Source organism: Serratia sp. FGI94 (assembly GCF_000330865.1).
Lineage (GTDB): Bacteria > Pseudomonadota > Gammaproteobacteria > Enterobacterales > Enterobacteriaceae > Serratia_B > Serratia_B rubidaea.
Genome location: NC_020064.1, coordinates 1,150,767 through 1,176,153 on the forward strand (window position 1 = coordinate 1,150,767; position 25,387 = coordinate 1,176,153).

A 25,387-nucleotide genomic window follows, 5' to 3' on the forward strand; every position below is an offset into this window, starting at 1 on the left:
TCTCTATTAGCGAGTCAGCAGCGGGCTTGGCTTGCGCTGTCTGTTCGCCAGGTTTTGTTATAAGATAACAACGGAAGGCGGCGCACGGCGCCGGGTTTTCTGCCGATGATGTCAGCATTCCTTGGCCTTAACCTTGCATTACTGCGGCCTTCGGGGTTCAATACGCGGATCCCTGTTAATTAATATTGTTACAACGCACACCACGGAATGTCCCGATGCTAAAGATTTTTAATACCCTGAGTCGTCAAAAAGAGGAATTCAAACCAATTCATGCCGGAAAGGTCGGTATGTATGTGTGCGGGGTAACCATTTACGATCTGTGTCATATCGGCCACGGCCGCACCTTCGTTGCTTTTGACGTGGTGGCGCGCTACCTGCGCTATCTCGGTTACGATCTGAACTACGTGCGCAACGTGACCGATGTGGATGACAAAATCATCCGCCGGGCGGCGGAGAACGGTGAAACCTGCGATCAACTGACCGGCCGCATGCTGGCGGAGATGCACGCCGATTTTGACGCGCTGCTGATCGAACGCCCGGATCAGGAGCCGCGCGCCACGCAGCATATCGCCGAGATTATCGAGATTACCCAGCGCCTGCTGGAACGCGATCACGCCTATGTGGCCAGCAACGGCGACGTGATGTTCTCCATCGACAGCGATCCGCAGTACGGCCTGCTGTCGCGTCAGGACCTGGAGCAACTGCAGGCCGGCGCGCGGGTGGAGATTGACGACGTCAAACGCAACCCGATGGACTTTGTGCTGTGGAAAATGTCCAAGCCGGGCGAACCGAGCTGGGAATCACCGTGGGGCGCGGGCCGTCCGGGCTGGCACATTGAGTGCTCGGCGATGAACTGCAAACAGCTCGGCACCCATTTCGATATCCACGGCGGCGGTTCGGATCTGATGTTCCCGCACCATGAAAACGAAATCGCCCAGTCCAGCTGCGCCCACGACGGCCCGTACGTCAACTACTGGATGCACTCCGGCATGGTGATGATCGACCGTGAAAAAATGTCCAAGTCGCTGAACAACTTCTTCACCATCCGTGACGTGCTGGGCTATTACGATGCGGAAACCGTGCGTTACTTCCTGATGTCCGGCCACTACCGCAGCCAGCTGAACTACAGCGAAGAGAACCTGAAGCAGGCGCGTGCTTCGCTGGAGCGTCTGTACACCGCGCTGCGCGGCACTGACCCGGCGGCGCAGCCTGCCGGCGGAGAAGCCTTTGAGGCGCGCTTCCGCGAGGCGATGGACGATGATTTCAACACGCCGGAAGCCTATTCGGCGCTGTTCGATCTGGCGCGTGAAGTCAACCGCCTGAAAAGTGAAGATATGGCGGCGGCCAACGCCATGGCGGCCGAACTGCGCAAACTGGCGAACGTGCTGGGCCTGCTGCAGCAGGAGCCGGAAGCGTTCCTGCAGAGCGGTGCGCAGGCTGATGACGGTGAAGTGGCGGAAATCGAAGCGCTGATCAAGCAGCGCAACGACGCGCGTAAATCGAAAGAGTGGGCCTTGGCGGATGCCGCCCGCGATCGGCTGAACGAAATGGGCATCGTGCTGGAAGACGGCCCGCAGGGCACCACCTGGCGTCGTAAGTAAGCGCTGAGTTCATCAAGCCATTCTCAGGCCGGGCGAGTGTGCTGCACTCCCCGGCTTTTTTATGCCGACTCCCGGGCGACCAGCTGGCCGGACAGCGTAATGCGCTGGGTCGGTAACGCCGGCTCCTTCAGCTTGCGCATCATCAGCGCTGCGGCCTGACGACCGGTCTCTTCGCTGGCGGAGGAGACGTAGGTGAACGACGGTGAGGTGAGGTTGACGTGCAGCATATCCTCAAAGCCAATCAGCGCCACCTGCTGCGTCAGAAATACATCCTTGCCGATGGTGCGCCCCACCTGATGAATGCCGTTAATGCAGCCAAGCATGGCGTCCGGCGAGTGGCAGAGCAGGGCGGTGATGGTGTTGTTTTGTTCGAGCAAATGGCGGGTGGCCTGGCTGGCGGCGCGGGTATCGTCGCTGCAGGCGGGGGCGGACTCCTCTTTGTAGCTCATGCCGTGCTGGACGAGCGCGCTGCGCAACCCCAGCAGGCGCTGCTGGCGAATCAGCGACGCCTGCCGGCCGCCGATATAGCCGATGCTGCGGTGCCCGCGTTCGATCAGATAGCGGGCGGCCAGCCCCGCCGCCTGACGGTTGTCGCGCATCACCAGGTTGCAATTTTCCTCCAGCAGCGACTGTGAGACCGCCACCAGCGGCAGCGGACATTGGCGGATAAGCGCGGGCAGATGCGGGTTGGAGGCGTCCGACGCCAGATAAATCACGCCGGCCACCCCCTGCTGTTTGAAGGAGAGCAGGCAGCGCTCGAGATGTTCCCCTTCGTCCTGCGGCTGGCCGAGAAACACCATATAGCCCTGTTTTTCCAGTTCCTGCACGATGCTGGCCATCACCTTGATGGAGAAACTGTCGCTGAAATCCCGCAGAATAAGGCCGATCAGGTTGGAGGTGCTGGCGCGTAAATTGGCAGCCGCCACGTTGTGCACGTAGCCCAGCTGGCGGATGGCGGCCTGTACGTTGGCGATGGTGGCGTCGGAGATTTTGCCCTTCTGGCGCAGCACCAGCGACACCGTCGAGACGGAGACCCCCGCCAGCTTTGCCACGTCGATAATGCTGACTTTTTTCACACCGGCTCCCAGAAAAATCCGCTGCAATCAGCGGGATAACACAACGCCTCCGGCCGCTGCCGGAGACGTTCACAGCCTACCATTTTTTGCTTATTTGCCCATCATCGTCGACATGGTTTGTGCAATAAATTGCGCCCTGGCGCCAAAAATGACCTGAATGCCGGCGTCGCCGACAAACACCACGCCGCGTGCGCCGAGGCCGTTGAGGCCGTCTTTATCCACCGATTTACTGTCTACCACCTCAAGGCGCAGGCGGGTAATGCAGGAACCGACGGAGTCGATATTCTGTGCGCCTCCCAGCAGACTGATGATTTCCGTTGCCAGCTCGGTATCGCTCTTGTCATCCGCATTGGCGGTTACGTTGGTGCGTCCCGGCGTTTTCACGTCGAAACGGCGGATGACAAAGCGGAAGGTGAAGTAGTAGATCAGCGCCATCGGAATACCGACGATCACGGCGCTGATAAAGTTGGTCTGGTAGCCGTTGAACGAGGGCAGGATGCCGAATGACAGGTAGTCGATAAAGCCCGCCGAGAACGATTTGGCGATATGCGCATGCAGCAGGTACATGGTCATATACGCCAGGCCGGCCATGATGGCGTTAAAGACGTACAGAATCGGCGCCACGAAGATAAAGGTGAACTCCACCGGCTCGGTGATGCCGGTTAAAAAGCAGGTCAGCGCGGCGGAAAACAGAATGCCGGCGGCGATTTTCTTGTTGGCCGTCTGGGCTTCGTGATACATCGCCAGGCAGGCGGCCGGCAGGGCAAACAGCATCAGCGGGAATTCGCCCTGCATAAATTTACCGGCGTCCCGGTAGCTGTCACTGCTGAAAGACTTCACGCCTTCCTCCAGCATCTTGAACCAGATGGTCTGATCGCCGTGGATCACCTGGCCGGCGGCGGTGGTGTAGTCGCCGAACGAATACCAGAAGGACGGATACCAGATATGGTGCAGGCCGAGCGGGATCAGCGCCCGCTCCACCAGCCCGAAGATAAAGGTGGAGGCCGCCTGATTATCGCCGTTGACCACCACCGAGAGCGCATCGATACCGGACTGAATGTGCTGCCAGACGTAGGGCAGCAGCAGACCCATGATAAACGACAGCAAGGCGGTGGCGATGGCTACAAAGCGTTTGCCGGAGAAGAAGCCGAGGAACTCCGGCAGCTGCATGGCGTGGAAGCGGTTGTAGCACCAGGCAGCGAGAATACCGCAGATCAGGCCGCCGAACACGCCCATCTGCAGGGTGGGGATGCCGACCACCAGCGCATATTTTCCGCCCTGCGCGGCCATCTCCGGCGTGATGCCGAGCAGCGTGCCGATGGTGATATTGGTAACAAATACCGAGACGGCGGCAGACAGTGCGGCAATCCCGGATTCGGAGGCCAGCCCGACCGCCGAGCCGATGGCGAACAGCATCGGCAGGTTATCGAAAATCACTCCGCCGGCGTTCATCATCAGCGGCAGATGGAATTTGTCGCCGAATGCCAGCAGCAGGCCGGCGGCCGGCAGCAGTGAAATCGGCAGCATCAGCGCGCGGCCAATCATAGACAGTTTGGATAACGATTTAACAAACCCTGAGAACAGACTCATGCTGTTTTCCCCCGATGTGAGACCCTGGATGCGCCTGAAACGGCGTTGTTATTGTAAGTAGAACGTTCTAGTAGAACGTTCTACTCATCGTCTGGCAACTCAGCGGGGCGTGCAACATAATTTTCACATTCATCCAGAGGAAAAAGTGATTTTTTGACGACGATCGAGAAATTGGCGGCGAAAAAGGGAGGGGAACAAGGGGGAAAGCCGGGCTGCACGTGTGCAACCCGGCCGTGCCGCGGCGTTTAAGCCTGAACGGTGACCGTCCGGCCGGCAAAGCTGACTTTTTGTCCGGCGACAATTTTGCAGCGTTTGCGGGTTTCCACCTGGCCGTCAACCTTGACCAGGCCGTCGGCGATCACTTCTTTCGCCGCGCCGCCGCTTTCACTCCAGCCCTGAAACTTCAGCAGATCGCAGAGTTCGACGTGCGGGTGGTTATCCAGATTAAAAATTTCCATACTGCCTTACTTATTTAGGTTGAACGTCATGATATTCCTCGCAGGCCTGCAAGGTGTTTTGGATCAGCGTGGCGACGGTCATCGGGCCGACGCCGCCGGGAACCGGCGTGATATAGGCGGCGCGTTCGCTGGCGGCGTCAAACTCGACGTCGCCGACCACTTTGCCGCTTTCCAGACGGTTGATACCGACGTCAATCACGATCGCGCCCGGTTTGATCCAGTCGCCCGGGATAAAGCCCGGTTTGCCGACGGCCACCACCAGCAGATCGGCATTCTCCACGTGATGGCGCAGGTTTTTGGTAAAACGGTGCGTCACGGTGGTGGTGCAGCCGGCCAGCAGCAGCTCCATGCTCATCGGGCGGCCGACGATGTTGGACGCGCCGACCACCACGGCATTTAGGCCGTAGGTATCGATATTATAGCGCTCCAGCAGGGTGACGATGCCGCGTGGGGTGCACGGGCGCAGTTTAGGCGCGCGCTGGCACAGGCGGCCGACGTTGTACGGGTGGAAGCCGTCGACGTCTTTGTCCGGGTGGATGCGTTCCAGCACCTTGACGTTATCGATGCCGGCAGGCAGCGGCAGCTGTACCAGAATACCGTCGATTTCCGTGTCGGCGTTCAGCTGGTCGATCAGCTTGAGCAGCTCGGCTTCGCTGGTGGAGGCCGGCAGATCGTAAGAGCGGGAAACAAAGCCGACTTCTTCACAGGCGCGGCGTTTGCTGGCGACATAAATCTGCGAGGCCGGGTTTTCACCCACCAGCACAACCGCCAGACCCGGCGCGCGTTTTCCTGCGGCCAGACGTTGCTTAACTTGCTCAGCCACTTCGCTTCTAACCTGCTGCGCAATCGTTTTACCATCAATAATCTTTGCTGCCATCGGTGTGGAAATCCATCATTTAAAGAAAAAGCGGGGGGATGGCGCTATTTTGTCAGAAGCTGAGCGCGCTGTCAGGCGCTGAATCGTGTTAATGTCACGATTGCGATGAAGACCAGGGCGCGCGAGGCCGCGCAATACGCGTGTTTTCACATCAGTAAAACACCTGATTAGCGCTAAGAGATCATGATGTTAGCGTACGGCGGTGGCGGAAAAAGCAGCATAAAACGCCCTGCCGACGACAACACAATGAAAAGGCATTGACTCACTCTCTTCGGGCCGTATAATCCAAGCCGCAACCTTGGGTTGCCGCATCTCTTCAATGCGCCCTTAGCTCAGCTGGATAGAGCAACGGCCTTCTAAGCCGTAGGTCGTAGGTTCGAGTCCTACAGGGCGTGCCATTTCGAGTCTGAACTTTTTCCCGAACAGCAGTTTTATCTTTTTCAAGTTCCGTTGACTGACGCCTGATTCATTTGGCCATGCTCATATCGAGAACGTCATTATTTTCGACAGGGGAAACGGACTTCCGTATTTGCCACTATTTTTCGTCTGTGTCCCGGTAATGTGATTTTACTCCGCCAACGCGGATATAGGGCTAGCCGCCAATCTTATTATTATGTCAAAATAGAGCCACTTCACAGCGGTAGAACTTATGGAATAGTACTTTATAATATTAAGGTGGATATTAATGAAGAATATTTTCTTATTTGATGCGATGCTTACGCCAAAAATCATCACTGTAGTTTATTGGTTAGCGCTGTTGGGTGTGATCGTTAGCGGTATTGGTATGATGACGTACAGCGGAGTGTTTAGTGGTTTGCTGGCTATCCTGATTGGCGGCGTATTTGTCCGTGTGGCATTTGAGATGATTATTATTGCTTTTAAAAATAACGAATATCTGCGAAGAATTGCGGAAAAACCGTAACCTGTTTGCCAGGTAAAGATGCCGGGGGATACCCGGCATTAAATTGAAGTTTTTATACTATGTCTGATTGTTTGCATTCTGTGGTGTAGTTCTTACCTTTCAGCGGTCTGGCGGAAAGAATAAATATAATCATCCTGATAACTAAGCGGGATATGACAACTGTAAAAGTGCTGACGGCCAGTTGGCAAGCAACCCTACGATAAGCACACATAAAGTTAAAAAAAACACGTATGCATTGTGATTTTTTGATTTTTTATAATATGAAAGGATTATCATCAAGCTTATCATTGATAACATTGGTCCCCAGTAAAAATTCCGGAAGAACCACACCATAGATATGATGCTTACGCCATATGCGGTTAAGAGTAGGAATAGTGTATATACAGGCAGGTATAATTTGTTTTGATAAAAAAACGGGTCGTTTTTTTTGCGACTGAGGAAAAAGATAGCATTGACAACAAGTGGAATGAATGACTCTGTGGTGTATTTTAGTCGTGTAATAATTGGCAGTTGGTAAAAGTGAGCTCCGATTATTTCTGAGTTGAGGTACGCATAGGCCTTGCTTTTTAGGTTAACGCCGACAAAGATTTTTTGGAGCGTGTCAATGAACGTTTTCTCCACCAGGACTCGGGCAATATCGAGGTTAATGAAGTAAGAGCTTGTATAAAAAAGGAGGACGCCTATTGTGATTGTTCTTAGCAGGAATCTTCTTTTGGCGATAAAGTAGGCGGCAACACCAAAGCACAGGGGGGTTAATGCGCCCCAGTGTATACTTATTCCTAATGCTGCAAATAGTAAGAAAAGAGACTTTCTTCTGTATATTAAGAAATAAAATGAGAGCATGACGAATGGGAGCGCTATACCTTGTCTTATGGTATTTGTTGCTAAATCCAAGATATACCAGCCATTAAAAAAAGAAAGCATAAGTAATGACTTGTATGGTTCTCCTTTTAAGTACTTGAATGTGCATATCAAAACAGCGCAAACAAAAAATAGGGATGTGAAAAATATGTAGAATTCATGTGATGGATTAATTAATTTTATCGTTTGGGCTATAACGTAAAAACCATAACTCCACGGGAAGTCTTCAAAGTTACCCATTTTGTCAAAGAAATCAAGATACATTTTTATGTCTGACGTGCCTTCAGCCCTTAGTCCATAAAAAAGCACCATCATTATTGCCACCAAAAAGGCGTTAATCCTGTCAAGTGATATTGAGCGACATGTGGCCGATAAAAATGAAATCAGCATGAGAATTAAAGATGAAGAAAAGTAAAATGTTAACTCTATATTTTTTAAAAATAAAGGCATGTCCCTATCCATAAAATGATAACTTAATTTATTTTTATTAATTTTTCATAATGTAATGATTATGAAGATTAACGTTGCTTATCGTAATGTCTTCGTATCTTAACCTCGATTTAGATGCTATTCCATAAGAAAGCCTTTGTTGTATTTAAAAGCATGGATATTAAATGGAGTATTCCGATAGTAAAGGGATTTATCTTGTTTTGTTTTGGGTATTATCCTTTTTTGTGCTTTCTTTTAATGGTGTTGGCTATATTGGTATAGATAGATTTCTGCATCGGGGAGAGTTATTGATTGTTATTAACTTAATAAATTAGGGGCGGTGTTAATATGAAATGCTCCACTTTTTATCTAATCAAAAGGAATGGGGGGCTTTCCATCATCAATCGTTGAGTTGGCTGGAATACATGATGTTCCGGTAGTGGTAAACCGGCATCGTCCCCACATTCTCACAATACTGAGCTGTCAGGTTAGGCTTCTATTATCACAAATAGGGCCAATATTACGCAGGCAAGATAATTAAAACATTTCCCCATCTTTCACCCACTGCAGCACGCTGACTTTTGACAGCAGTTTACCGGATTTTATCTCCATCAGCCGACAGGTTTTGCCATCCAGCGTGGCGCCGAGAGAAAAGTTCTCTCCCTGGTAAATACAGCTGTAGTCGTCACCGGCTGTGGCGGTTTTCTCCCGTTCTTCCCGCGGCGCCAACAAGACCGTTTCGGTCGGATCGCCGAGCCCGATAGGGAAGGTATCGAATGCGGTGCCGCCAAAAGCGGGCATTGCGGCGACGATGCTTAAAAATGTGCATTTTTGCCTGGACCGGAGAATTAGGCATGGAAGTGCTCAGGGGAGGTCCCTGCGATCAACGCGATAAGCGGATCGGGCCGGCAAGGACGGAATATCCGAATGATATGGGGTTGCTCTTACCTGGTTTTATTTAAACCACCGTTGCATGAAAAGCGTCAGAATACATCCTGATCCTCGTCGTACTCTTTGGGTTTGCTGTTGACGATATATTTAGCGATACAGGTAAGAATCACAGCGTTTGCCAACCAGGCAATGACGGCAAACTTGCCGAGCGTATCAGTAAGCCACAGGATTGGGCTCATGATGATAAGAAAACCGATGAAAAATCGCATTTATCCGCAGTCCTTTGATCTCAACCAAAAACTCTACACTGCACCAGAAGGTAATATCTTCTGGCGATTTAAAGACCACATTGCCGCCGTTGTGGCCGTGGAGGCGGTGATAATACCCAGAACGACACCGTGATGCACGGGAGAAGAGTTGTGCTGTGGGCTACCATGCAGGCGCACTTGGCTTACCGCACGCGGCGTCTGGCCCTTGGTCGCGAACTGGAAAAACGTTATATATTTGATTATATTTCGCCTTGCCGATGCTGAGTGAATGTGAAGTTTTGGTCGGCAATATCGCAGCTTTTAGCGCAGGATGGTGTTCAATGTCTCTTTATTACAGTGGGTTGGCCGGAAAGTATGAGGGGAAGGTCAGCGCGGATATCGCCGCCAGCGGCGTGGCGGGCAAAGAGTGGATGAATCTGCCGGTAAGGCCCGATCTGGTCGAGGCGGAACAGCCTGAGCATCTGCGCGCTTATTTCAAGCAGCGCCTGGAACACTATCGTCGCATCTCGCGATCGCTGCCGCCACAGGTCGTTAATGATTGAGGTAGCGTACGGATTGAAACGCTAGATATTTGCTGGCGGAGGCGGATAGCGTAACGTCTCGAGTAACAGGGAAAACGCGGTGGTGTGCTGTTTACGGTTGGGGTAATACAGGTAATAGCCGGAAAGCGGAGGACACCATTCGTCGAGTACGGTGACCAGCCTGCCGTTGGCCATTTCCACCCGTATCGCGTCTTCCGGCACGAAAGTCAGTCCTAATCCCTCACTGGCTGCGTCGATGCGTTGGCGCAGGCTGTTAAAGGTAACCTGTCCGTCAACACGCACTTTAATCTCCTGCCCGTCTTTGGCAAACTCCCAGGCATAGATGCCGCCCAGCGTCAGAAGTCGCATATTAATACAGCGGTGGCGCTGTAGCGCCTGCGGCGTGGCGGGGATACCATTTTTTGCCAGGTAATCCGGCGAGCCGGCGACGACCAGACGGATATCCGGGCCGATACGTACGGCGACCATATCTTTGGCGACCTGTTCGCCGAGGCGAACACCAGCATCAAAGCGTTCGCCGACGATATCGGTCAGGCTATCGTCAGCGATGATTTCGACCTTGATATCGGGGTAACTTTTTAAGAAAGGTTTCAACGCCGGCCATAGCACGGCGTCAAGCGCATGCTCACCGGCGGAGATACGGATATTGCCGGCGGGACGGTCGCGCATTTCTCCCAGTGCCAACAGTTCGCTTTCAACCGCCGTGAGGTGTGGGCCGATGGTGTTAACCAGCCGTTCACCGGCTTGTGTGGGAGCGACGTTACGCGTAGTCCGGGTGAGTAGACGCACGCCAAGGCGTTCTTCCAGGCCGCGGACGGCATGGCTGAGGGCTGATTGCGAGACATTCAGTTTGGCGGCGGCACGAGTAAAGCTGCGCTCCTGCGCCACCATTAGAAATGAGATTAAATCGTTAACATTATCTCTTAACATCTTTTTCTGCTCTGCGTTGTACGATCCCGGATGTGACCATTGTAGTGCCGGTGCGTCGGTGCTGCAGTTTATTAATGAATACAGCTCATATCTCCTTTCGTGTTTACCTGCTTTTTCAACACAAAGAATCCCGTTACCGTTTATACATCGCACATTACCTGCCATGACCAAGGGGACACGATGAAATTTCTTGCTGCTTCAACCATGATGCTGTCTATGCTCGCACCGTCGGCCTCCGTTGCCGCGGAGGATAAAATCAACGTACAGCGCAGCGGTGCACAGCCCTCTCAGACGGGGCCTGCGAGCTATTTTACCGGGCGGGTGAGGATCGACGCACCTTTCCAGGGAAGTGATGATGCCCGCGTCAGCGGCGCAACCGTAACCTTTGAGCCGGGGGCCCGCACCGCCTGGCATACTCATCCGTTGGGGCAAACATTAATCGTGACGCAGGGGCGCGGTTGGGTGCAAGAGTGGGGAGGTAAAGTCAGAGAAATGCATCCGGGGGATATTGTCTGGATCCCGCAGGGGGTGAAACATTGGCACGGTGCTACCGCTGACACCGCTATGACGCATATTGCAATTGCCGAATCACGCGATGGCAGTCCGGTGGCGTGGTTGGAGCAGGTCAGCGATGAACAGTATCGTCAGCAATAACCAAGGGCTGTGATGGCTGTTTTCCATCCAGCGTTACATCTGCCGGAGCAAACTTACCAAGGGATGACAAATCTATACACTCAAGTTGATAGAGTTAACTCACCCGATGATGTTGTGTGTTATTCCTTTCCTGTAGTGTATTACCCATCCCCATTGAGTTTATCCCGCCTTGTGCGGGATTTTTTTTATTTGTGCCCCTGAAGCAGGGGGTGGCATGTAAAGTCGCCTGACGACGGTGTCCGGGCCGGGCGCTTTACCGGGAGGAGCGAGAACGGCGCATTATTCTCCCTGCGCTAAAATAGTGATAAGGACATTTCGCAAATAGTGAGGCGAAATTATCTTGCACTATTATTGTGGTCTTATGTTTGTTCCGCAATACAGTAGGTTGCGCTATGCTATTAACCCAATAGGCGCTTCTGCGGGAAATAGGCCTATGCGCAGACAGATATAGGAAGATTCTGTTAAATAAAGGTTAATGCCTTTTTGTCTTTAAACCGTCTGGTTTTTCCCGTCGCAATCTGGTTTATATATTCTCCTTATTTTGCTGGGGCATGGAATGATATGCATACAACTGTTCTGGTTATGATGTTTGCGTGGTTCAGGCGATGAATGCCAGAATGATTTCTAAGCATGGGTTGCCTGGCGCAGTGCGGCTGATTAATCTTTTTTTGCTGGTTTTTTTTCTCTCTTTAGTCGGCATTTTTTCCCGTCCTCTTGATTCCCTGTCCTTATTTTGGCCGGTCAACGCCATTCTGCTGGGGGTACTGCTGCGTAAGCCGCCCTATGCCGAGCCGTTAGGCTGGCTGATAACCTATATCGCCATGATCGGCGCGGATTTGACCACCGGCGAAGGATGGATGCTGGCGCTGTGGCTAAACCTGTGCAATATGTCGCTGGTGGCGACAGGGTACGGCGTGATGCGGCTGTTGCCGCAGTCGCAGCGGCGCATGGGTAACCCACAGGCCATTTTGTATCTGTTTGCCGCCAGCCTGGCCGGCGCCGTGGTGGCATCTACCCTGTCGGTACTGCGTAACGATAGCCTGTATAACAATACGGTGCTGACCGCCTGGCTGGCGTGGTTCAGCGAACAATTCTCCACCACCTTGCTGATTTTACCGGTACTGCTGGCGGCGCCGCGGTTAAAAACGCTGCTGCGGATGCAGTATCACTGGAATTTGCGCGACAGCCTGCCGCTGTTGGCGCTGCTGGGGTCATTGCTGTTTAGCATCTATATCGGCGGTCCCGGCGCTATTGCGTTTCCGATCCCGGCGTTGCTGTGGTGCGCGGTGCGCTACCAACTGTTTACCGTGACGCTGCTGGCGTTGCTAACCGGGGTGGTGGAGATATGCGCGATCTCCGCCAACGTGATGCTGTACGAAACGCCGGCCTCCCGTGGCGCGTTGCTGGATACTCTGATGTCGGCGCGCTTGGGGATCGCCATGCTGGTGATGGGGCCGCTGATCCTCTCCAGTTCGATGGTGGCCAACCGCAAGCTGGTGCGCCGTCTGGAGCATAGCGGCAATCATGACTTTCTGACCGGCACGCTAACGCGCAGCGCGCTGACGCGTAAGGCCAGAGAGCTGCTGGAGCACAAGCGGCGTTCCAAAGAGGCGGTATCGCTGTTGCTGATTGATATTGACCATTTCAAGCTGATTAATGACACCCATGGGCATATCGTCGGCGATCGGGTATTGACGCATGTGACTCACGTATTGCGGCGTGAGCTGCGCCGCGATCAACCCCTCGGTCGCCTGGGCGGGGAAGAGTTCGCCGTCGTACTGCCGCGCGCGCTGGCGGCGCAGGCGGTGGCGTTAGGCGAATTCCTGCGCCAGCAGGTGGAAAAGAGCGAGGTGAACATTGGGCATAAGCCACTCAAGGTCACCATCAGCGTCGGCGTGGCCAGCCTGGCGATGAAGGAAGTTAAATCCTGGGAACAGCTGATGAATATGGCCGATATTGCGCTGTATCGCGCCAAATCGCTGGGGCGTAACCGGGTGGAGTCTTTTAATGCGGTGAGCGGCAGCAGCGTCGGTCATATCTGGTTTAAAGAGTAGCGGCGGCGTGAGCCCTGAGGACAGGCTCACGCGCAGCATCGCGCTTACAGGCCCTGCAGCGCCTGCAGCGTCTCGTCCAGATCGATCTCATATTCGGAAAAGGTGTGGGTGACGTTCTGGAAGGTGACCACCGACAGCATGCGCAGCGTCTGCATCTCCGGGGCGCTCTCCGTCTGCGGGCGAATACGGTTCATCAGCAGGCCAACCGATAACACGGTGTTTTCTTTGTCCACCTGGTTCTGTACCGGCACCTCTTTGGTGAAGGTGTGGAAGGATTTGATGCTGCTGATTTTAATACGTTCATTGGCGATGATGATGTATTTGCTCGGGGCCAGCACTTTCACCGCGTAGGCGGAGGGGCCTTTGGCATTGTTGGTCGGCTCAAACGTTACCGCAGCGTTTTTCTTAATCAGATCGGGGTTTTGTACTTTCACCACGTGAAAATAGCGATTTTCCCCATTTTCATCGGTAATAAAGCCAAAGCCTTTATCTGCAAAAAAAGTCGTTATCTTGCCGTTCATCATCATTCTCATTAATTCGTTCAATACAACGCTTATGATAGCGCGTAATGCCGTGTAGCAACAGGGGAGACGGCGTTCCGTGATGACAATGCCCGGCTTTCCGCCGCGCTGGCGCGGCGGAAGGAGAACCGCGTGGATTAGGCGTGGCTGACGGCCTGCTGTGGAACGTCGGCCAGCTGCTGCAGAGCACGTTCCGCCAGGCGTTCAAAATATTGCGCCGCCGGAAAAATGGCCTGTTCATCAGGGGCAAAGCGCGGGTGATGCAGGCCGAATTCGCTGGCTGAGCCGATGCTGACAAACACGCCGGGCACATGATGCAGATAAATGGCAAAATCCTCACCGCCCATCTGCAGCTCAGCCTCCTCGACCCGATAACCGAACTCCTTCGCCACCGTTTGGCTGAAGGCCGCCCAGCGTGCGTGGTTAATCAGCGCGGGCGGCCCGGGGTGCCAGCTCAGTTCGGCCTGTGCGCCCAGCGAGGCGGCTACGCCGTCGATCACCTGGCGGATTTTATCCGGCACTTGACGACGCACGTCGCCGTTATGGGTGCGCACCGTACCTTCCAGTTCCACCGTCTGTGGCAGTACATTCCAGGTATTGCCGCCCTCAATGCGCGTAACGCTGACCACCACCGCCTCCAGTGAGCTGAAACTGCGGCTCGGCAGGGTTTGCAGCGCGCTCACGATATGGCTGGCGGTGACGATGCTATCAACACCCTGCTCCGGTTTGGCGGCGTGCGCACCTTTACCGGTGATACGGATTTGAAAGCGGTCGACGTTGGCATAGAAGGGGCCGGCGCGGGTGGCGAAGGTGCCGGTGGGCAATTCCGGCGCATTGTGCAGGCCGAACACGGCCGCGACGTCATCCAGCGCGCCGGCGTCAATCAGCTGCTGGGCGCCGTCGCAGGTTTCTTCTGCCGGCTGGAAAAAGATGCGCACCCGTCCTGGCAGTGACGATTCGCGCGCTTTTAGCAGGCGGGCGGCGCCGAGCATTACCGCGGTGTGGAAATCATGTCCGCAGGCGTGCATAACCCCAGGATGGCGCGAGGCGAAAGGCACGTCGGCGAGTTCCGCAATCGGCAGGGCGTCAATATCGCCGCGCAGGGCGATCAGCGGTCCGTCGCCGCTGCCGATTTCGGCCACGACGCCGGTGGTTAGCGCCAGCGGCAGGATGCGGATATCGGCCTGCTGCAGCCAGCGGGTAATGCGTTCGGTAGTGGCGAATTCCTGATTGGACAGTTCGGGATGCTGATGCAGTTCACGGCGGTAGGCGACGACTTGGTCGGCCAGTTGACAGGGCATAGGTTTCTCTCGCTTGGCTGAGGTTATGCTTAACCCTAGTCCAGCGATGACGGAAGCAAAAAGATTATCTGGTTATATTTCATAGCCATTCGGTTTGCCGGTGGCGGCGGTGATCTGAGCGGATAATCCTGGAAAGTGCGTGTTTTATGGGCGGAACGGGCACTTTACGGCGGCAGATGCCGGCTATTGCACTTTTTATCCGCGTTATGTGATCTGGGCAGTGGACAAAAAGCCGGCCAGTTGCTGTACTGTATCTGACACACGATTTGTGTCTTACATTCACGTTAAAGGTAAGTTTGATGTCTAAGATTAAAGGTAGCGTTAAGTGGTTTAATGAATCTAAAGGTTTCGGTTTCATTACTCCGGAAGATGGTAGCAAGGACGTTTTCGTTCACTTTTCTGCCATCGTTAGCAATGGTTTCAAAACGCTCGCTGAAGGCCAGCAGGTAGAATTTGAAATCACCAATGGCGCTAAAGGCCCATCTGCAGCTAACGTTACCGCGATTTAAGCGACGCACTAGCCGCTTTGCTGAAAACCCGCTCCGATGAGCGGGTTTTTTATTGCCATCGTTCAGCGCGGCGCCTTGGGCACCAGCAGGGTAAACAGCATGATGGCGATGAAATAACAGCCGAAAATCGTCAGCGCCATCGATACGCTGGAGGTGCCGCCCAACCCGGTGAGCGGCACGCTGCAGGCGCCGAGCGCGAACATACAGACGCCAATCAGGGCGGACGCGCTGCCGGCTTTGTCTCCCTGGCTTTGCATGGCCAGCGACGACGCGGTCGGGCCGATGCTGCCGACGGCGGCAATGGCGAAGAACAGCGTCGCCAGCAGCAGCGGCAGCGGCGCATGCAGCCAGCCGGCCAGCAGCAACAGCAGCGAGGCGGTAGCCGCTAGCGTCAGGCCGTATTTTAGCACCCGCATTTCGCCGAAGCGTCGGCTCAGGCGCGCAGCCGTCTGGGCGGAAATCACCAGCCCGATGCCGTTCATCGCAAAGCACAGGCTGAACATCTGCGGGCTGAGGCCGTAGATTTGCTGCAGGACGAAAGGCGAAGCGCCGATATAGGCAAACATCCCGGCCATAACGAATCCCTGCGTCAGGCACAGCCCCATAAACTGCCGTTGGCGCAGCAGCCCGCCCAGCGAGCGCAGCATCGACAGCATGCCGCCCTGGCTGCGCCGCTCCGGCGGCAGAGACTCGCTGAGTTTCAGCAGCGACAGGGTGAAAAGCAGCAGGGCGATCAGCGCCAGCGCGTCAAAAATGCCGCGCCAGTCCATAAATTTCAGCAGCGCGCCGCCCAGCACCGGCGCGACGATCGGCGCCAGCCCGTTCACCAGCATCAGCAGCGCGAAGAAGCGCGTTAACTCATGGCCCGAATACATATCGCGCGCAATGGCGCGCGATATCACGGCGCCGCCGGAACCGGCCAGCCCTTGCAGCAGGCGGGCGATCAGCAGTTGGTCGATGCTGGTGGCCAGGGCGCACCACAGCGAGGCCGCCAATAAAATCAGCAGCGACAGCAGCAGCGGACGGATACGTCCCAGTTTGTCGCTGTAGGGGCCGAAGATCAGCTGGCCGAGGCCCAGCCCCAGCAGGCCGGCGGTCAGGCTCAGCTGCGCGGTGGCGGTTGAGGTGCCCAGCTCGGCGGTCATTTCCGGCAGCGCCGGCAGGTAAAGGTCGATGCATAATGGCCCCAGTGCGGCCAGCAGACCCAGGACGGCGGCATAGACTAATCGTTGACGGGCGTGTTGTTTACTCATTAGGTGTAGCGGACTCGCGGAACAGATGGGAGATAGCCTGCTGGTATAACGCTTCCAGCAGTTTGGGATCGGCTTTTTGCGTAGTAAGCAGGCGGTAACCGGTGCCTTCGCTGAGCACGGCGATAAACTCGACGCGCGCGGCGATCTCTTCGTCGCTGAACGACGGGTAGAGCTGTTGCAGATTGCGGCAGACGTGGCGGAACAGGCGCGCTTCGGCGTCGCTCAGCGTGGCGGCCACCGCCGGGTTGCGCGTTGCTTCGGCGGTCACTTCCAGCATCAGCAGGTGATCGTCCTCGCTTTGCCCCGGTAATTGATACAGCGTCCGCGTGGCGAGCGTGCCGGCAATCAGGTTGATGTGGTCGCTGAGATCCTCAAGGCGGCGCATTTTATCGTTGATAATGCGGTTGACGATCTCGGCGATAATGGCGTCTTTATTAACGAAGTAACGGTAAATCTGCCCGACGCTCAGGGCCGAACGCTGGGCGATTTCCGCCATGCTGGCGGCATGAAAGCCATACTGACGGAAACAGGCTTTAGCCGCTTCGACGATTTGATTACGGCGCAGTTCGGCTTTCGCCTGCCTGCTTGCTATTGGGGATGACATGTCCCGGTCCTATCGCTGACAAAGGAAGAAACGCAGTTTGAGTGCGAACGTTCATTCTCAATTGTAGCGCAGGTGTGATTATTTGTGAAAATCTTTGTGCGGACCGCTGACGGCCCGCTTAGCTGAACAGATAAAGGTGAATAAACGCGGCGACCGTGGCGACGCACAGCGCGGCGGCGGCAAACTCAGCGGCGGTTTTCGGCATACTCCACATAGCGATCCTCATCCGGTTTTTATGACCCTGGATGAGGATTATCCGTATGCAACATTAAGAAAACATTAAGCGTGGATTACTGCCCGGTGAACCAGGCAACCAGCAGGTATGCCAGCATCGTCATCAGCAGCGAGCCGGCCAGGTTCAGCATGGCGTTGGTGAGCGCCCACAGAAAACGCCCGTCCTGCAGCAGGGAGACGACTTCCAGCGAGAAGGTGGAAAAGGTGGTCAGGCCGCCGCAGAAACCGGTAGTCAGCAGCAGCCGCCAGGTGGGGTCGATGGCGGCGGCGCGGGTCATCAGCGCCATGGCCAGGCCAATGATAAAGCCTCCCAGCAGGTTGACGGTCAGGGTGCCGATCGGAATGGCGGAATGCAGCGGATTGAGCCGCAGGCTGATGCTCCAGCGCAGTACGCTACCTAAGCCGCCGCCGATAAATACGGCCAGTAAAGAATTCAACATGGTCAGAAGCCCTTTCAAACAGAAGAGTAAGAAGCTCAGAAGGTGGTACGGGCGCAACGCTACGCACCTCATTCTGAGGTTACGCAGACATCATCAGCCGGTCAGGCGGTTTATCCCTATCGGGGCGGGAGGAATGTCATCTCCGTGGTCGATAAGTAGCAATTATCGATGACACGATGTTACATGTTGCGCCGGCGGTTTTGTAGTCCCGGCGGCAAATTACCCCGACGTTCGGCGATCTTACTCTGTTACAGGTTGCCGTTGTTTTATTTGCCAGAAAGCGGATAACTAGGCGCAGGCAAGATTTATTTCTTTCGCTGCGTCCTGCAGCACTGGGTATTAAAGAAGGTGAATATGGAAGGTATCAGTATTACCAAACTGTTGGTGATTGCGGTATTGATCGTCTTATTGTTCGGTACCAGCAAACTGCGCACGCTGGGCGCCGATCTGGGCGCGGCGCTGAAGGGCTTTAAAAAAGCGGTGGGCGACGATGCTCCGCCGGCGCAGAAGACTGCAGAAGATAACGCCGCGAACCCGCAGAGCGTCGAAAAGAAAGACGCCTGAAGCCGCATAAAAAAACGGATGCCCGGCGGCATCCGTTTTTTGCGCTGTGTCAGTCAGCGAAAGCGTAACAAAACGTTACCCCTCCGCTGCGGCATTATTTGACTTCCATGCCTTTCGCCTGCAGATCGGCGTGATAAGAAGAGCGGACAAACGGGCCGCACGCCGCGTGGGTAAAGCCCATCGCCAGCGCTTCTTCTTTCATCTCTTCAAACTCTGCCGGGCTGACATAGCGCTGCACCGGCAGGTGATGGCGGCTTGGCTGCAGGTATTGGCCCAGCGTCAGCATGGTGACGCCGTGACGGCGTAAGTCGCGCATCACTTCAATGATTTCTTCGTTGGTTTCCCCCAGCCCGACCATCAGGCCAGACTTGGTCGGGATATCCGGGTGTGCTTCTTTAAAGCGCTCCAGCAGCTTCAGCGACCACTCGTAGTTGGCGCCCGGGCGCACCTGGCGGTAAATACGCGGCACGTTTTCCAGGTTGTGGTTGAAGACGTCCGGCGGCGTTGCCGTCAGGATCTCCAGCGCGCGATCCATACGGCCGCGGAAGTCCGGCACCAGGGTTTCAATTTTGATGTTCGGGTTTTTGGCGCGGATGGCGCTGATGCAGTCGGCAAAGTGCTGGGCGCCGCCGTCGCGCAGGTCGTCGCGGTCAACGGAGGTGATCACCACATAGCGCAGCGCCATATCGGCGATGGTTTGCGCCAGTTTTTCCGGCTCGTTGACGTCGGGGGCAACGGGACGGCCATGGGCCACGTCGCAGAATGGGCAGCGACGGGTGCAGATCGCACCAAGGATCATAAAGGTGGCGGTACCGTGGTTAAAACATTCAGACAGGTTAGGGCAGGAGGCTTCTTCACAGACCGAATGCAGACCATTCTTACGCATTGCGGCTTTGATGCCCTGGATCCGCGTTGAGTCGGCGGGCAGTTTGATTTTCATCCACTCGGGTTTACGTAACAGCTCCTGCCGTTCGGTGACCACCGTTTTGACCGGGATCAGCGCCATTTTGTCTGCATCGCGGTATTTGACGCCGCGTTCCATCTGAATTGGTTTACTCATAGTCGTGCAGGTTCCAGTTACGAAACTCGACTTTTGTTTTTATCTTTTAACATCAATAAATTAAAAAGCCGTAGTAAGAAGTAGGTAAAAACTTGGCGATACTATACCACTTTTACCGCGATCCATTCAGCCCCTGTATCGCGATGGGAGCCTGCGTCATTATACCCGCTCTTGGCCGTTTGCCGTAGCACACCGGGCGCATTCCGTGCGGTCAGGAAAAACAGGCGGGTCGGCAGGCGATTATTCGGTCAGATGCGGGAAAAAACAGAGATTTTGTCTACACTGATTTTCTATATGCGTTTATATGGAGATGAGCTATGGATCTTTACCAGAACACCGTTGGCAGCAACCTGTATGTGTGGTCGCACAATCGGGCTGCCCCTAGCGCTAATGAGTGCATTATTACCGCACATGGCGCATCGCGCACTTCCAAGAGCGGTATGTCATCCGAGCTGAAGGATGTGGAGCTGGTTTATTATACCCGCCACGGGGAAACGCTGTCGGATCCTTCACTGTTGCAGATGATCATTGGCGCCGTGCCGAAGTACGAAAGCATGAAGGCGAACGCATCCCATGACTATGATCTGGGTAAGTACACCAACAGCCAGGTGAGCGGAGGCAAACGCCATAACCAGGCAAACGAGAGCTATCACAGCGTCAGAAATCTGTACAACACTGCGGATGCGAAACCGCAGGAAATGCGCGATAACGCGGCAATGTTCAGAAAGGTCGGCATGGTCACGCATGCAGATAACCTTGAGCGTGATGCGGCGCAGTATAAAAACATTACGCGGTATGATGTGGTCACCCTGCGTAATCGTATCCACCGCAGTTTTAATTCTCTGACACTGTCTGAAGTGATCAGGGAATTGCAGCGCTATGGCTACAAATATCAGAGAATCCACTGTGCGTTCTGCCGTTGAATGGCGGACACCCTGGCGCAGCAATAAAAAAACCACCGACAAGTGGTTTTTTTATGCGTATGACAAGCCGGCAACTACCGGTAGTCGTCCACTGCCCAATTGCCCGTTTCAACCTGCCGGTAACCAAGCTGGCGGACAAACTCCTGCACCAGAACCGGCGCCACATCCTCAATTGACGCGCCGGGCGCCAGCGCGCTGACCTGGGTCATCTGCATGCCGGCGTAGCCGCAGGGATTAATACGCTGGAACGGAGCCAGATCCATCGCCACATTGAGCGCCAGGCCGTGGAAGGAACTGCCTTTGCGGATGCGCAGCCCCAGCGAGCAGATTTTCTGCTCGCCGACGTAGACGCCGGGCGCGTCGGGGCGTGCGCGTGAATCGATATGGAAGTGGGCGAGGGTCTGAACCACGGTGTCTTCAATCGCGCTGACCAGCTGGCGTACGCCAATTTTATTGCGCTTGAGATCGACCATCACGTACATCACCTGCTGGCCGGGGCCATGATAGGTGACCTGGCCGCCGCGATCGCTTTGAATCACCGGGATATCGCCGGGCATCAGCAGATGTTCCGCTTTGCCGGCCTGGCCTTGGGTAAATACCGGTGTATGCTGCACCAGCCACAGTTCATCGGTGGTGTCGGCGCTGCGGCGATCGGTGAAGTTGTGCATGGCTTGGGAGACTGGCTCATAGGGCTGCAGCCCCAGCTGACGTACTATGATCTTATCGTGTTGCACGGGCATCGTCAGGTTACGGAAGTGGTGCGGTCATTATATCGGGCGCTCCGGCCGGCGACCAGCGTTTAGCGGCCCCAAAATGCGCAACCCGGGCAGACTTGGCGTCGGACCCGGGTTGTTCAGTCGTCGTTTAGGTGGCGATTACAGCACCATACGGACAATTTCAATGTTGCCCAGCTCTTCATACAGCTTCTCCACCTGGTCGATATGGGTGGCGTTGATGGTAATGGAGACGGAGTGGTAGTTACCTTTGCTGCTCGGCTTAATCTGCGGATTATAATCACCGGGCGCATGGCGCTGCACCACTTCAACTACCTGGTCAACCAGCTCAGGCTGTGCCAGCCCCATCACCTTGTAAGTAAATGAGCAAGGGAATTCGAGCAGTTCGTTCAGTTTCGTTTTTTGCATGTGCGGGCGCTCCAGCGTGACATCTTCTCTAAATTATAACTCCCGCCGGAGCGGGAGTTAGTGTTATTTACCATATGGGGGCGTTTTCGCCGCTTTCAAGCGTTAGCCGAACCAGTGATGGAACATCAGCTTGATGTAATCCACCAGACGACCGAAGATGCCGCCTTCTTTCACTTCATTCAGCACCACCAGCGGACGCTGGTCGATGGTTTTACCGTCCAGCTGGAAATTGATGCTGCCGACAACCTGATTCTTGGTCAGCGGCGCGTGGATTTCCGGCGTGTTGAGCACGTAGCTGGCTTTCAGATCTTTCATCCGGCCGCGCGGGATAGTCAGGTAAACGTCTTTATCGACGCCCAGCTCAACGCGGTCGGCATCGCCGAACCATACCGGCTCAGAGGCGAACTCTTTGCCTGCCTTCAGCGGCGCGACGGTTTCAAAGAAGCGGAAGCCCCAGGTCAGCAGCTTTTTACTTTCGGTTTCGCGGCCTTTATAGGTATGGCCGCCCAGCACGGCGGAGATCAGACGCATCTGGCCTTCGGTGGCGGAAGCCACCAGGTTGTAGCCTGCGGCGTTGGTGTGACCGGTTTTGATGCCGTCGACGTTCAGGCTCTTATCCCACAGCAGACCGTTGCGGTTTACCTGACGGATATTGTTAAAGGTGAACTCTTTTTCTTTATAGATGGCGTACTCGTCCGGCACGTCGCGGATCAGCGCCTGGCCGATCAGCGCCATATCGCGCGCGGAGCTGAACTGTCCGTCGGCGTCCAGACCGTGCACGGTCTTGAAGTGGGTATTTTTCAGGCCCAGCTGCTGAACGTAGTTGTTCATCAGATTGACGAATGAATCCTGGCTGCCCGCCACGTAGTCGGCCATCGCCACGCAGGCGTCATTGCCGGACTGCAGGTTGATGCCGCGCGTCAGTTTGGAAACCGGTACGCGATCGCCTGGCTTCAGGAACATCAGCGAAGAGCCTTTGAACACCGGGTTGCCGGTCGCCCAGGCGTCCTGGCCGACGGTGACCAGATCGTCCTGGCCGATTTTACCGGCTTTCAGCGCCTGGCCGATGACGTAGCTGGTCATCATTTTGGTCAGGCTGGCCGGGTCACGGCGCGCATCCGCATTGGATTCCGCCAGTACCTTGCCGGAGTTGTAATCAATCAGGATGTAAGATTCCGCGTCAATTTGCGGAACACCCGGGATCATGGTTTTAAGGTTGGCGTCTTCGGCCTGCGCGCTGCTGGCAGCGCCCATGGCGATAACGGTGCTGAGCGCGATGCCCTTGATTAAGCGAAAAGAAGTTACATGTTTCATGATCTGGACTACAACATCCGTGAAAGTAAGTTAAAAACGTGCCTCACTATAGCAGATGGGATCCCGGCAGGCATTAGCCAATCCTCTGACCGATCACGGTTTTTACATTTTTAGCTGCAAGAAAATGTTTCAGCTAAAACTGCCGATCGGCGTGAGCCTGCCGGACGCCATGCTTAGTGTGCGGCGGTGACAAATGATTGTTGTTTGGCTTCCGCGGCCAGGCGCTGCTGCAGCACCAGCGCCTGCTGGCGATCGCTGAACGGGCCAAGCTGTACGCGGTGCACGGTACCGTTGGTGGAGACGCTGCCCGGCACGCCGAACTGCTGGCTGAGCTGCTGCTGCCAGGCCTGCGCGCGCTCGGCATTGCTCAGCGCACCGACCTGAACGACATAGCCTGCGCTCGGCGCCGTCGCGGCGGCGGTTGCTGCTGCACCGGCCGCGGTGACGGTGGCCGCAGCGGCTAGCGGTGCTGATGATGGCGCGGCGGCGTTGGCGCTTTGCGTGCCGCCAGGCGTCGTGGCGAGCAGGCCGCCGTTACCGTTTGCCGCCGCGCGGGTTTCACCGCTGGTCAAAGTGCTGTTATCGATAGCGTGGACGTCATTGTTATTGAGCGCCGGCGCATCCTGCTGCACCGGGGTGCCCATGGCGCCGCTGCTCAGATTGGGGCGCGCGGGCAGGGCGTAGCTCTGCTTGGCGACGGTGGTGCCGACGGTGCCCGGCCCGCTCAGCGTGCCGTCCGGCGCAACGTTGATAAAATCAACTTTCACCCGCGTATTGTTTGACAGATTGAGGCGGTCGGCGGCGGCTTTCGACAGGTCGATAATGCGCCCTTTCACATAAGGGCCGCGATCGTTGACGCGCACCACCAGCTGACGGCCATTGGCCAGGTTGGTGACGCGTACGTAGCTTGGGATCGGCAGCGTCGGGTGCGCCGCGCTCAGGGCATAAGGATCGAAGGTTTCACCGATGGCGGTGCGGTTGCCGCTGGATTCTTCACCGTACCAGCTTGCCAGCCCGGTCTGTGAGAAGTTCTGCGGATTTTTGACAATGCGGTAGCTGTCGCCGTTCACTTTATAATCCTGCAGCGTGCCCGGGTTATAAGGTTCATAATGGGGTTCTACACCGCTGATTTCGACCACCGGGCCATTATACGGCACGGCGGGCGGCGCCTGCTGCTCATCAGTGGTGGCACAGGCGGAAAGCAATACCGCCGCCGCGCCGATCCAAAGCCATTCCTTACGCATTACTCACCTCTTATAAACTCTTAGACAGCATTTTCCGATGCGTGTGAATCGACATGATGATGCCGAACCCAGCCATAAGTACGATCAGCGCCGATCCGCCGTAACTGACCAGAGGCAAAGGTACGCCAACCACCGGTAAAATTCCACTCACCATGCCAATGTTAACAAATACATAAACGAACAGAATCAGCATCAGGCCGCCGACCATCACCCGGCCGAACGTGGTCTGGGCTTTGGCGGCAATCATCAGGCCGCGGATAATCACCAGCAGATACAGCGCCAGCAGCACCAGCACGCCGACCAGCCCCAGCTCCTCGGCCAGCACCGCAAAGATAAAGTCGGTGTGGCGTTCCGGCAGGAACTCAAGCTGCGACTGAGTGCCGTGCAGCCAGCCCTTGCCGGACAGGCCGCCGGAGCCGATGGCGATTTTCGACTGAATAATATGGTAGCCCGCACCCAGCGGGTCGCTTTCCGGGTCGAGCAGCATCATCACGCGGTCACGCTGATAGCCGTGCATCAGGAAGAACCACAAAATCGGGATAAACGCCGCCAGCAGCACCGCGGCGACGGCGATCAGCTTCCAGCTCATGCCAGAGAGGAACAGCACGAACAGGCCGGATGCGGCGATCAGAATGGAGGTGCCCAGATCGGGCTGCGCGGCCACCAGCAGGGTCGGCAGGAAGATCAGCACCAGCGCAATGCCGGTATTTTTCAGCGACGGCGGGCAGACGTCGCGGTTCATAAAACGGGCCACCATCAGCGGTACGGCGATCTTGGCGATTTCCGACGGCTGAAAGCGTACAAAGCCCAGGTCGAGCCAGCGCTGCGCGCCTTTACTGATCTGGCCGAAGGCGTCGACCAGTATCAGCAGGATCACGCAGAAGATATACAGATAGGGCGCCCAGCTTTCATAGACGCGCGGCGGGATTTGCGCCATTACGGCCATCACGATCAGCCCCATCACGATTTGGCCGATCTTGCGCTCCATCATGCCGAGATCCTGGCCGCTGGCGCTCCACATCACGAAGGCGCTGTACACCAGCAGGGCGAGAATAAGCAGCAGGAACGTCGGGTCTATGTGGATCTTGGTCCAGATCGAGCCCTTCTTTTGGCTTTCGGTCATG

The 25,387-nt window shown here is 55.6% G+C and carries 27 protein-coding genes, 1 tRNA gene and 1 riboswitch; of the genes, 10 read left to right on the plus strand and 18 right to left on the minus strand.

All coding sequences use genetic code 11. The features are described from left to right. Nucleotides 1-215 precede the first annotated feature (215 nt). A complete protein-coding gene (gene cysS, locus D781_RS05185) occupies nt 216-1,601 on the plus strand; it encodes a cysteine--tRNA ligase (RefSeq protein ID WP_015671264.1) in 1,386 nt (461 codons plus the stop codon). Between the two features lie 59 nt (nt 1,602-1,660). Here cysS and malI read toward each other — a convergent pair whose 3' ends face one another. From malI to folD, 4 genes are all read right to left on the minus strand, one after another. Next, entirely contained in the window at nt 1,661-2,677 is a 1,017-nt protein-coding gene (gene malI / locus D781_RS05190) for a Mal regulon transcriptional regulator MalI (protein ID WP_015671265.1), read from the minus strand. Nucleotides 2,678-2,767: 90 nt separating this feature from the next. Further along, on the minus strand, nt 2,768-4,267 hold the full coding sequence (locus tag D781_RS05195) for a PTS transporter subunit EIIC (protein ID WP_015671266.1): 1,500 nt from the start codon (nt 4,265-4,267) through the stop codon (nt 2,768-2,770). Nucleotides 4,268-4,512: 245 nt separating this feature from the next. Continuing rightward, entirely contained in the window at nt 4,513-4,725 is a 213-nt protein-coding gene (gene ybcJ / locus D781_RS05200; RefSeq protein WP_015671267.1) for a ribosome-associated protein YbcJ, read from the minus strand. Nucleotides 4,726-4,735: 10 nt separating this feature from the next. Beyond that, nucleotides 4,736-5,602, minus strand: a complete 867-nt coding sequence (gene folD, locus D781_RS05205) for a bifunctional methylenetetrahydrofolate dehydrogenase/methenyltetrahydrofolate cyclohydrolase FolD (protein ID WP_015671268.1) — start codon at nt 5,600-5,602, stop codon at nt 4,736-4,738. A 321-nt stretch (nt 5,603-5,923) separates the two neighbouring features. Here folD and D781_RS05210 point away from each other — a divergent pair. Together D781_RS05210 and D781_RS05215 are read left to right on the plus strand one after the other, a co-directional pair. Next, nucleotides 5,924-6,000, plus strand: a tRNA-Arg gene (locus tag D781_RS05210). A gap of 287 nt (nt 6,001-6,287) precedes the next feature. Beyond that, entirely contained in the window at nt 6,288-6,524 is a 237-nt protein-coding gene (locus tag D781_RS05215) for a DUF4282 domain-containing protein (RefSeq protein WP_015671269.1), read from the plus strand. Between the two features lie 141 nt (nt 6,525-6,665). Here D781_RS05215 and D781_RS05220 read toward each other — a convergent pair whose 3' ends face one another. Then, on the minus strand, nt 6,666-7,835 hold the full coding sequence (locus tag D781_RS05220; RefSeq protein ID WP_015671270.1) for an EpsG family protein: 1,170 nt from the start codon (nt 7,833-7,835) through the stop codon (nt 6,666-6,668). 516 nt (nt 7,836-8,351) lie between these two features. Beyond that, nucleotides 8,352-8,615 (minus strand): hypothetical protein, encoded by a 264-nt coding sequence (locus D781_RS05225; protein WP_015671271.1) that lies wholly within the window; start codon nt 8,613-8,615, stop codon nt 8,352-8,354. Between the two features lie 327 nt (nt 8,616-8,942). Here D781_RS05225 and D781_RS23835 point away from each other — a divergent pair, with 327 nt between their 5' ends. Further along, the gene (locus tag D781_RS23835) at nt 8,943-9,107 is read left to right on the plus strand and encodes a hypothetical protein (RefSeq protein ID WP_158497477.1); all 165 of its coding nucleotides are present in this window, start codon (nt 8,943-8,945) and stop codon (nt 9,105-9,107) included. Nucleotides 9,108-9,294: 187 nt separating this feature from the next. Continuing rightward, nucleotides 9,295-9,516 carry a DNA polymerase III, theta subunit gene (locus D781_RS05230; RefSeq protein ID WP_015671273.1) on the plus strand — a complete coding sequence of 74 codons (222 nt, stop codon included), beginning with the start codon at nt 9,295-9,297 and terminating at the stop codon, nt 9,514-9,516. A gap of 21 nt (nt 9,517-9,537) precedes the next feature. On the opposite strand, the gene D781_RS05235 is transcribed toward D781_RS05230, so the two are convergent. Beyond that, a complete protein-coding gene (locus tag D781_RS05235; RefSeq protein WP_015671274.1) occupies nt 9,538-10,446 on the minus strand; it encodes a LysR family transcriptional regulator in 909 nt (302 codons plus the stop codon). Between the two features lie 180 nt (nt 10,447-10,626). Here D781_RS05235 and D781_RS05240 point away from each other — a divergent pair, with 180 nt between their 5' ends. Both D781_RS05240 and D781_RS05245 read left to right on the plus strand, forming a co-directional pair. Next, entirely contained in the window at nt 10,627-11,100 is a 474-nt protein-coding gene (locus D781_RS05240) for a cupin domain-containing protein (RefSeq protein ID WP_015671275.1), read from the plus strand. Between the two features lie 605 nt (nt 11,101-11,705). Continuing rightward, nucleotides 11,706-13,154 (plus strand): GGDEF domain-containing protein, encoded by a 1,449-nt coding sequence (locus D781_RS05245; protein ID WP_041411725.1) that lies wholly within the window; start codon nt 11,706-11,708, stop codon nt 13,152-13,154. 44 nt (nt 13,155-13,198) lie between these two features. Here D781_RS05245 and D781_RS05250 read toward each other — a convergent pair whose 3' ends face one another. Both D781_RS05250 and D781_RS05255 read right to left on the minus strand, forming a co-directional pair. Next, on the minus strand, nt 13,199-13,678 hold the full coding sequence (locus D781_RS05250) for a cold shock domain-containing protein (RefSeq protein ID WP_225365510.1): 480 nt from the start codon (nt 13,676-13,678) through the stop codon (nt 13,199-13,201). A gap of 134 nt (nt 13,679-13,812) precedes the next feature. After that, the gene (locus D781_RS05255) at nt 13,813-14,976 is read right to left on the minus strand and encodes a M20 peptidase aminoacylase family protein (protein WP_015671278.1); all 1,164 of its coding nucleotides are present in this window, start codon (nt 14,974-14,976) and stop codon (nt 13,813-13,815) included. A 299-nt stretch (nt 14,977-15,275) separates the two neighbouring features. Between D781_RS05255 and cspE the strand changes: the two genes are divergently transcribed. Further along, nucleotides 15,276-15,485 (plus strand): transcription antiterminator/RNA stability regulator CspE, encoded by a 210-nt coding sequence (gene cspE / locus D781_RS05260; protein ID WP_015671279.1) that lies wholly within the window; start codon nt 15,276-15,278, stop codon nt 15,483-15,485. A gap of 62 nt (nt 15,486-15,547) precedes the next feature. On the opposite strand, the gene D781_RS05265 is transcribed toward cspE, so the two are convergent. The 3 genes from D781_RS05265 to crcB all read right to left on the minus strand — a co-directional run bounded on the left by D781_RS05265 (nt 15,548) and on the right by crcB (nt 18,016). Then, the gene (locus D781_RS05265; RefSeq protein ID WP_015671280.1) at nt 15,548-16,738 is read right to left on the minus strand and encodes a Bcr/CflA family efflux MFS transporter; all 1,191 of its coding nucleotides are present in this window, start codon (nt 16,736-16,738) and stop codon (nt 15,548-15,550) included. Beyond that, nucleotides 16,731-17,342: a TetR/AcrR family transcriptional regulator gene (locus D781_RS05270; RefSeq protein ID WP_015671281.1), complete on the minus strand. Its 612-nt coding sequence runs from the start codon at nt 17,340-17,342 to the stop codon at nt 16,731-16,733. The genes D781_RS05265 and D781_RS05270 overlap by 8 nt, the downstream gene beginning before the upstream one ends. A 290-nt stretch (nt 17,343-17,632) precedes the next feature. Then, nucleotides 17,633-18,016: a fluoride efflux transporter CrcB gene (crcB, locus tag D781_RS05275; RefSeq protein WP_015671283.1), complete on the minus strand. Its 384-nt coding sequence runs from the start codon at nt 18,014-18,016 to the stop codon at nt 17,633-17,635. Between the two features lie 77 nt (nt 18,017-18,093). Then, nucleotides 18,094-18,169: riboswitch (Fluoride riboswitch) on the minus strand. A 201-nt stretch (nt 18,170-18,370) separates the two neighbouring features. Between crcB and tatA the strand changes: the two genes are divergently transcribed. After that, nucleotides 18,371-18,580: a Sec-independent protein translocase subunit TatA gene (tatA, locus tag D781_RS05280; protein ID WP_015671284.1), complete on the plus strand. Its 210-nt coding sequence runs from the start codon at nt 18,371-18,373 to the stop codon at nt 18,578-18,580. 94 nt (nt 18,581-18,674) lie between these two features. Here the strand turns inward: tatA and lipA are convergent, their stop codons facing one another. Next, nucleotides 18,675-19,640: a lipoyl synthase gene (lipA, locus tag D781_RS05285; RefSeq protein ID WP_015671285.1), complete on the minus strand. Its 966-nt coding sequence runs from the start codon at nt 19,638-19,640 to the stop codon at nt 18,675-18,677. 317 nt (nt 19,641-19,957) lie between these two features. Between lipA and D781_RS05290 the strand changes: the two genes are divergently transcribed. After that, complete coding sequence (locus tag D781_RS05290; RefSeq protein ID WP_015671286.1) at nt 19,958-20,563, plus strand: putative adhesin; 606 nt, start codon at nt 19,958-19,960, stop codon at nt 20,561-20,563. Nucleotides 20,564-20,637: 74 nt separating this feature from the next. Here the strand turns inward: D781_RS05290 and lipB are convergent, their stop codons facing one another. The 5 genes from lipB to mrdB form a co-directional block, all read right to left on the minus strand. Next, the gene (gene lipB, locus D781_RS05295) at nt 20,638-21,303 is read right to left on the minus strand and encodes a lipoyl(octanoyl) transferase LipB (protein WP_015671287.1); all 666 of its coding nucleotides are present in this window, start codon (nt 21,301-21,303) and stop codon (nt 20,638-20,640) included. Nucleotides 21,304-21,438: 135 nt separating this feature from the next. Then, nucleotides 21,439-21,705 carry a DUF493 family protein YbeD gene (gene ybeD / locus D781_RS05300; protein ID WP_015671288.1) on the minus strand — a complete coding sequence of 89 codons (267 nt, stop codon included), beginning with the start codon at nt 21,703-21,705 and terminating at the stop codon, nt 21,439-21,441. 102 nt (nt 21,706-21,807) lie between these two features. Then, nucleotides 21,808-23,019 (minus strand): D-alanyl-D-alanine carboxypeptidase DacA, encoded by a 1,212-nt coding sequence (dacA, locus tag D781_RS05305; protein WP_015671289.1) that lies wholly within the window; start codon nt 23,017-23,019, stop codon nt 21,808-21,810. Between the two features lie 173 nt (nt 23,020-23,192). Continuing rightward, nucleotides 23,193-24,263, minus strand: coding sequence for an endolytic peptidoglycan transglycosylase RlpA (rlpA, locus tag D781_RS05310; protein ID WP_015671290.1), 1,071 nt, complete (start codon nt 24,261-24,263; stop codon nt 23,193-23,195). 10 nt (nt 24,264-24,273) lie between these two features. Next, complete coding sequence (gene mrdB, locus D781_RS05315; RefSeq protein WP_015671291.1) at nt 24,274-25,386, minus strand: peptidoglycan glycosyltransferase MrdB; 1,113 nt, start codon at nt 25,384-25,386, stop codon at nt 24,274-24,276. Nucleotide 25,387 lies beyond the last annotated feature (1 nt).

What these genes read in the sequence shown, in the direction of transcription:
- cysS (WP_015671264.1), top strand. Translation starts at nt 216, where the DNA reads ATGCTAAAGATTTTTAATACCCTGAGTCGTCAAAAAGAGGAATTCAAA.
- D781_RS05195 (WP_015671266.1), bottom strand. Translation starts at nt 4,267, where the DNA reads ATGAGTCTGTTCTCAGGGTTTGTTAAATCGTTATCCAAACTGTCTATG.
- ybcJ (WP_015671267.1), bottom strand. Translation starts at nt 4,725, where the DNA reads ATGGAAATTTTTAATCTGGATAACCACCCGCACGTCGAACTCTGCGAT.
- folD (WP_015671268.1), bottom strand. Translation starts at nt 5,602, where the DNA reads ATGGCAGCAAAGATTATTGATGGTAAAACGATTGCGCAGCAGGTTAGA.
- D781_RS05215 (WP_015671269.1), top strand. Translation starts at nt 6,288, where the DNA reads ATGAAGAATATTTTCTTATTTGATGCGATGCTTACGCCAAAAATCATC.
- D781_RS05220 (WP_015671270.1), bottom strand. Translation starts at nt 7,835, where the DNA reads ATGCCTTTATTTTTAAAAAATATAGAGTTAACATTTTACTTTTCTTCA.
- D781_RS05225 (WP_015671271.1), bottom strand. Translation starts at nt 8,615, where the DNA reads ATGCCCGCTTTTGGCGGCACCGCATTCGATACCTTCCCTATCGGGCTC.
- D781_RS23835 (WP_158497477.1), top strand. Translation starts at nt 8,943, where the DNA reads ATGATGATAAGAAAACCGATGAAAAATCGCATTTATCCGCAGTCCTTT.
- D781_RS05230 (WP_015671273.1), top strand. Translation starts at nt 9,295, where the DNA reads ATGTCTCTTTATTACAGTGGGTTGGCCGGAAAGTATGAGGGGAAGGTC.
- D781_RS05235 (WP_015671274.1), bottom strand. Translation starts at nt 10,446, where the DNA reads ATGTTAAGAGATAATGTTAACGATTTAATCTCATTTCTAATGGTGGCG.
- D781_RS05240 (WP_015671275.1), top strand. Translation starts at nt 10,627, where the DNA reads ATGAAATTTCTTGCTGCTTCAACCATGATGCTGTCTATGCTCGCACCG.
- D781_RS05245 (WP_041411725.1), top strand. Translation starts at nt 11,706, where the DNA reads ATGAATGCCAGAATGATTTCTAAGCATGGGTTGCCTGGCGCAGTGCGG.
- D781_RS05250 (WP_225365510.1), bottom strand. Translation starts at nt 13,678, where the DNA reads ATGATGAACGGCAAGATAACGACTTTTTTTGCAGATAAAGGCTTTGGC.
- D781_RS05255 (WP_015671278.1), bottom strand. Translation starts at nt 14,976, where the DNA reads ATGCCCTGTCAACTGGCCGACCAAGTCGTCGCCTACCGCCGTGAACTG.
- cspE (WP_015671279.1), top strand. Translation starts at nt 15,276, where the DNA reads ATGTCTAAGATTAAAGGTAGCGTTAAGTGGTTTAATGAATCTAAAGGT.
- D781_RS05265 (WP_015671280.1), bottom strand. Translation starts at nt 16,738, where the DNA reads ATGAGTAAACAACACGCCCGTCAACGATTAGTCTATGCCGCCGTCCTG.
- D781_RS05270 (WP_015671281.1), bottom strand. Translation starts at nt 17,342, where the DNA reads ATGTCATCCCCAATAGCAAGCAGGCAGGCGAAAGCCGAACTGCGCCGT.
- crcB (WP_015671283.1), bottom strand. Translation starts at nt 18,016, where the DNA reads ATGTTGAATTCTTTACTGGCCGTATTTATCGGCGGCGGCTTAGGTAGC.
- tatA (WP_015671284.1), top strand. Translation starts at nt 18,371, where the DNA reads ATGGAAGGTATCAGTATTACCAAACTGTTGGTGATTGCGGTATTGATC.
- lipA (WP_015671285.1), bottom strand. Translation starts at nt 19,640, where the DNA reads ATGAGTAAACCAATTCAGATGGAACGCGGCGTCAAATACCGCGATGCA.
- D781_RS05290 (WP_015671286.1), top strand. Translation starts at nt 19,958, where the DNA reads ATGGATCTTTACCAGAACACCGTTGGCAGCAACCTGTATGTGTGGTCG.
- lipB (WP_015671287.1), bottom strand. Translation starts at nt 21,303, where the DNA reads ATGCCCGTGCAACACGATAAGATCATAGTACGTCAGCTGGGGCTGCAG.
- ybeD (WP_015671288.1), bottom strand. Translation starts at nt 21,705, where the DNA reads ATGCAAAAAACGAAACTGAACGAACTGCTCGAATTCCCTTGCTCATTT.
- dacA (WP_015671289.1), bottom strand. Translation starts at nt 23,019, where the DNA reads ATGAAACATGTAACTTCTTTTCGCTTAATCAAGGGCATCGCGCTCAGC.
- rlpA (WP_015671290.1), bottom strand. Translation starts at nt 24,263, where the DNA reads ATGCGTAAGGAATGGCTTTGGATCGGCGCGGCGGCGGTATTGCTTTCC.
- mrdB (WP_015671291.1), bottom strand. Translation starts at nt 25,386, where the DNA reads ATGACCGAAAGCCAAAAGAAGGGCTCGATCTGGACCAAGATCCACATA.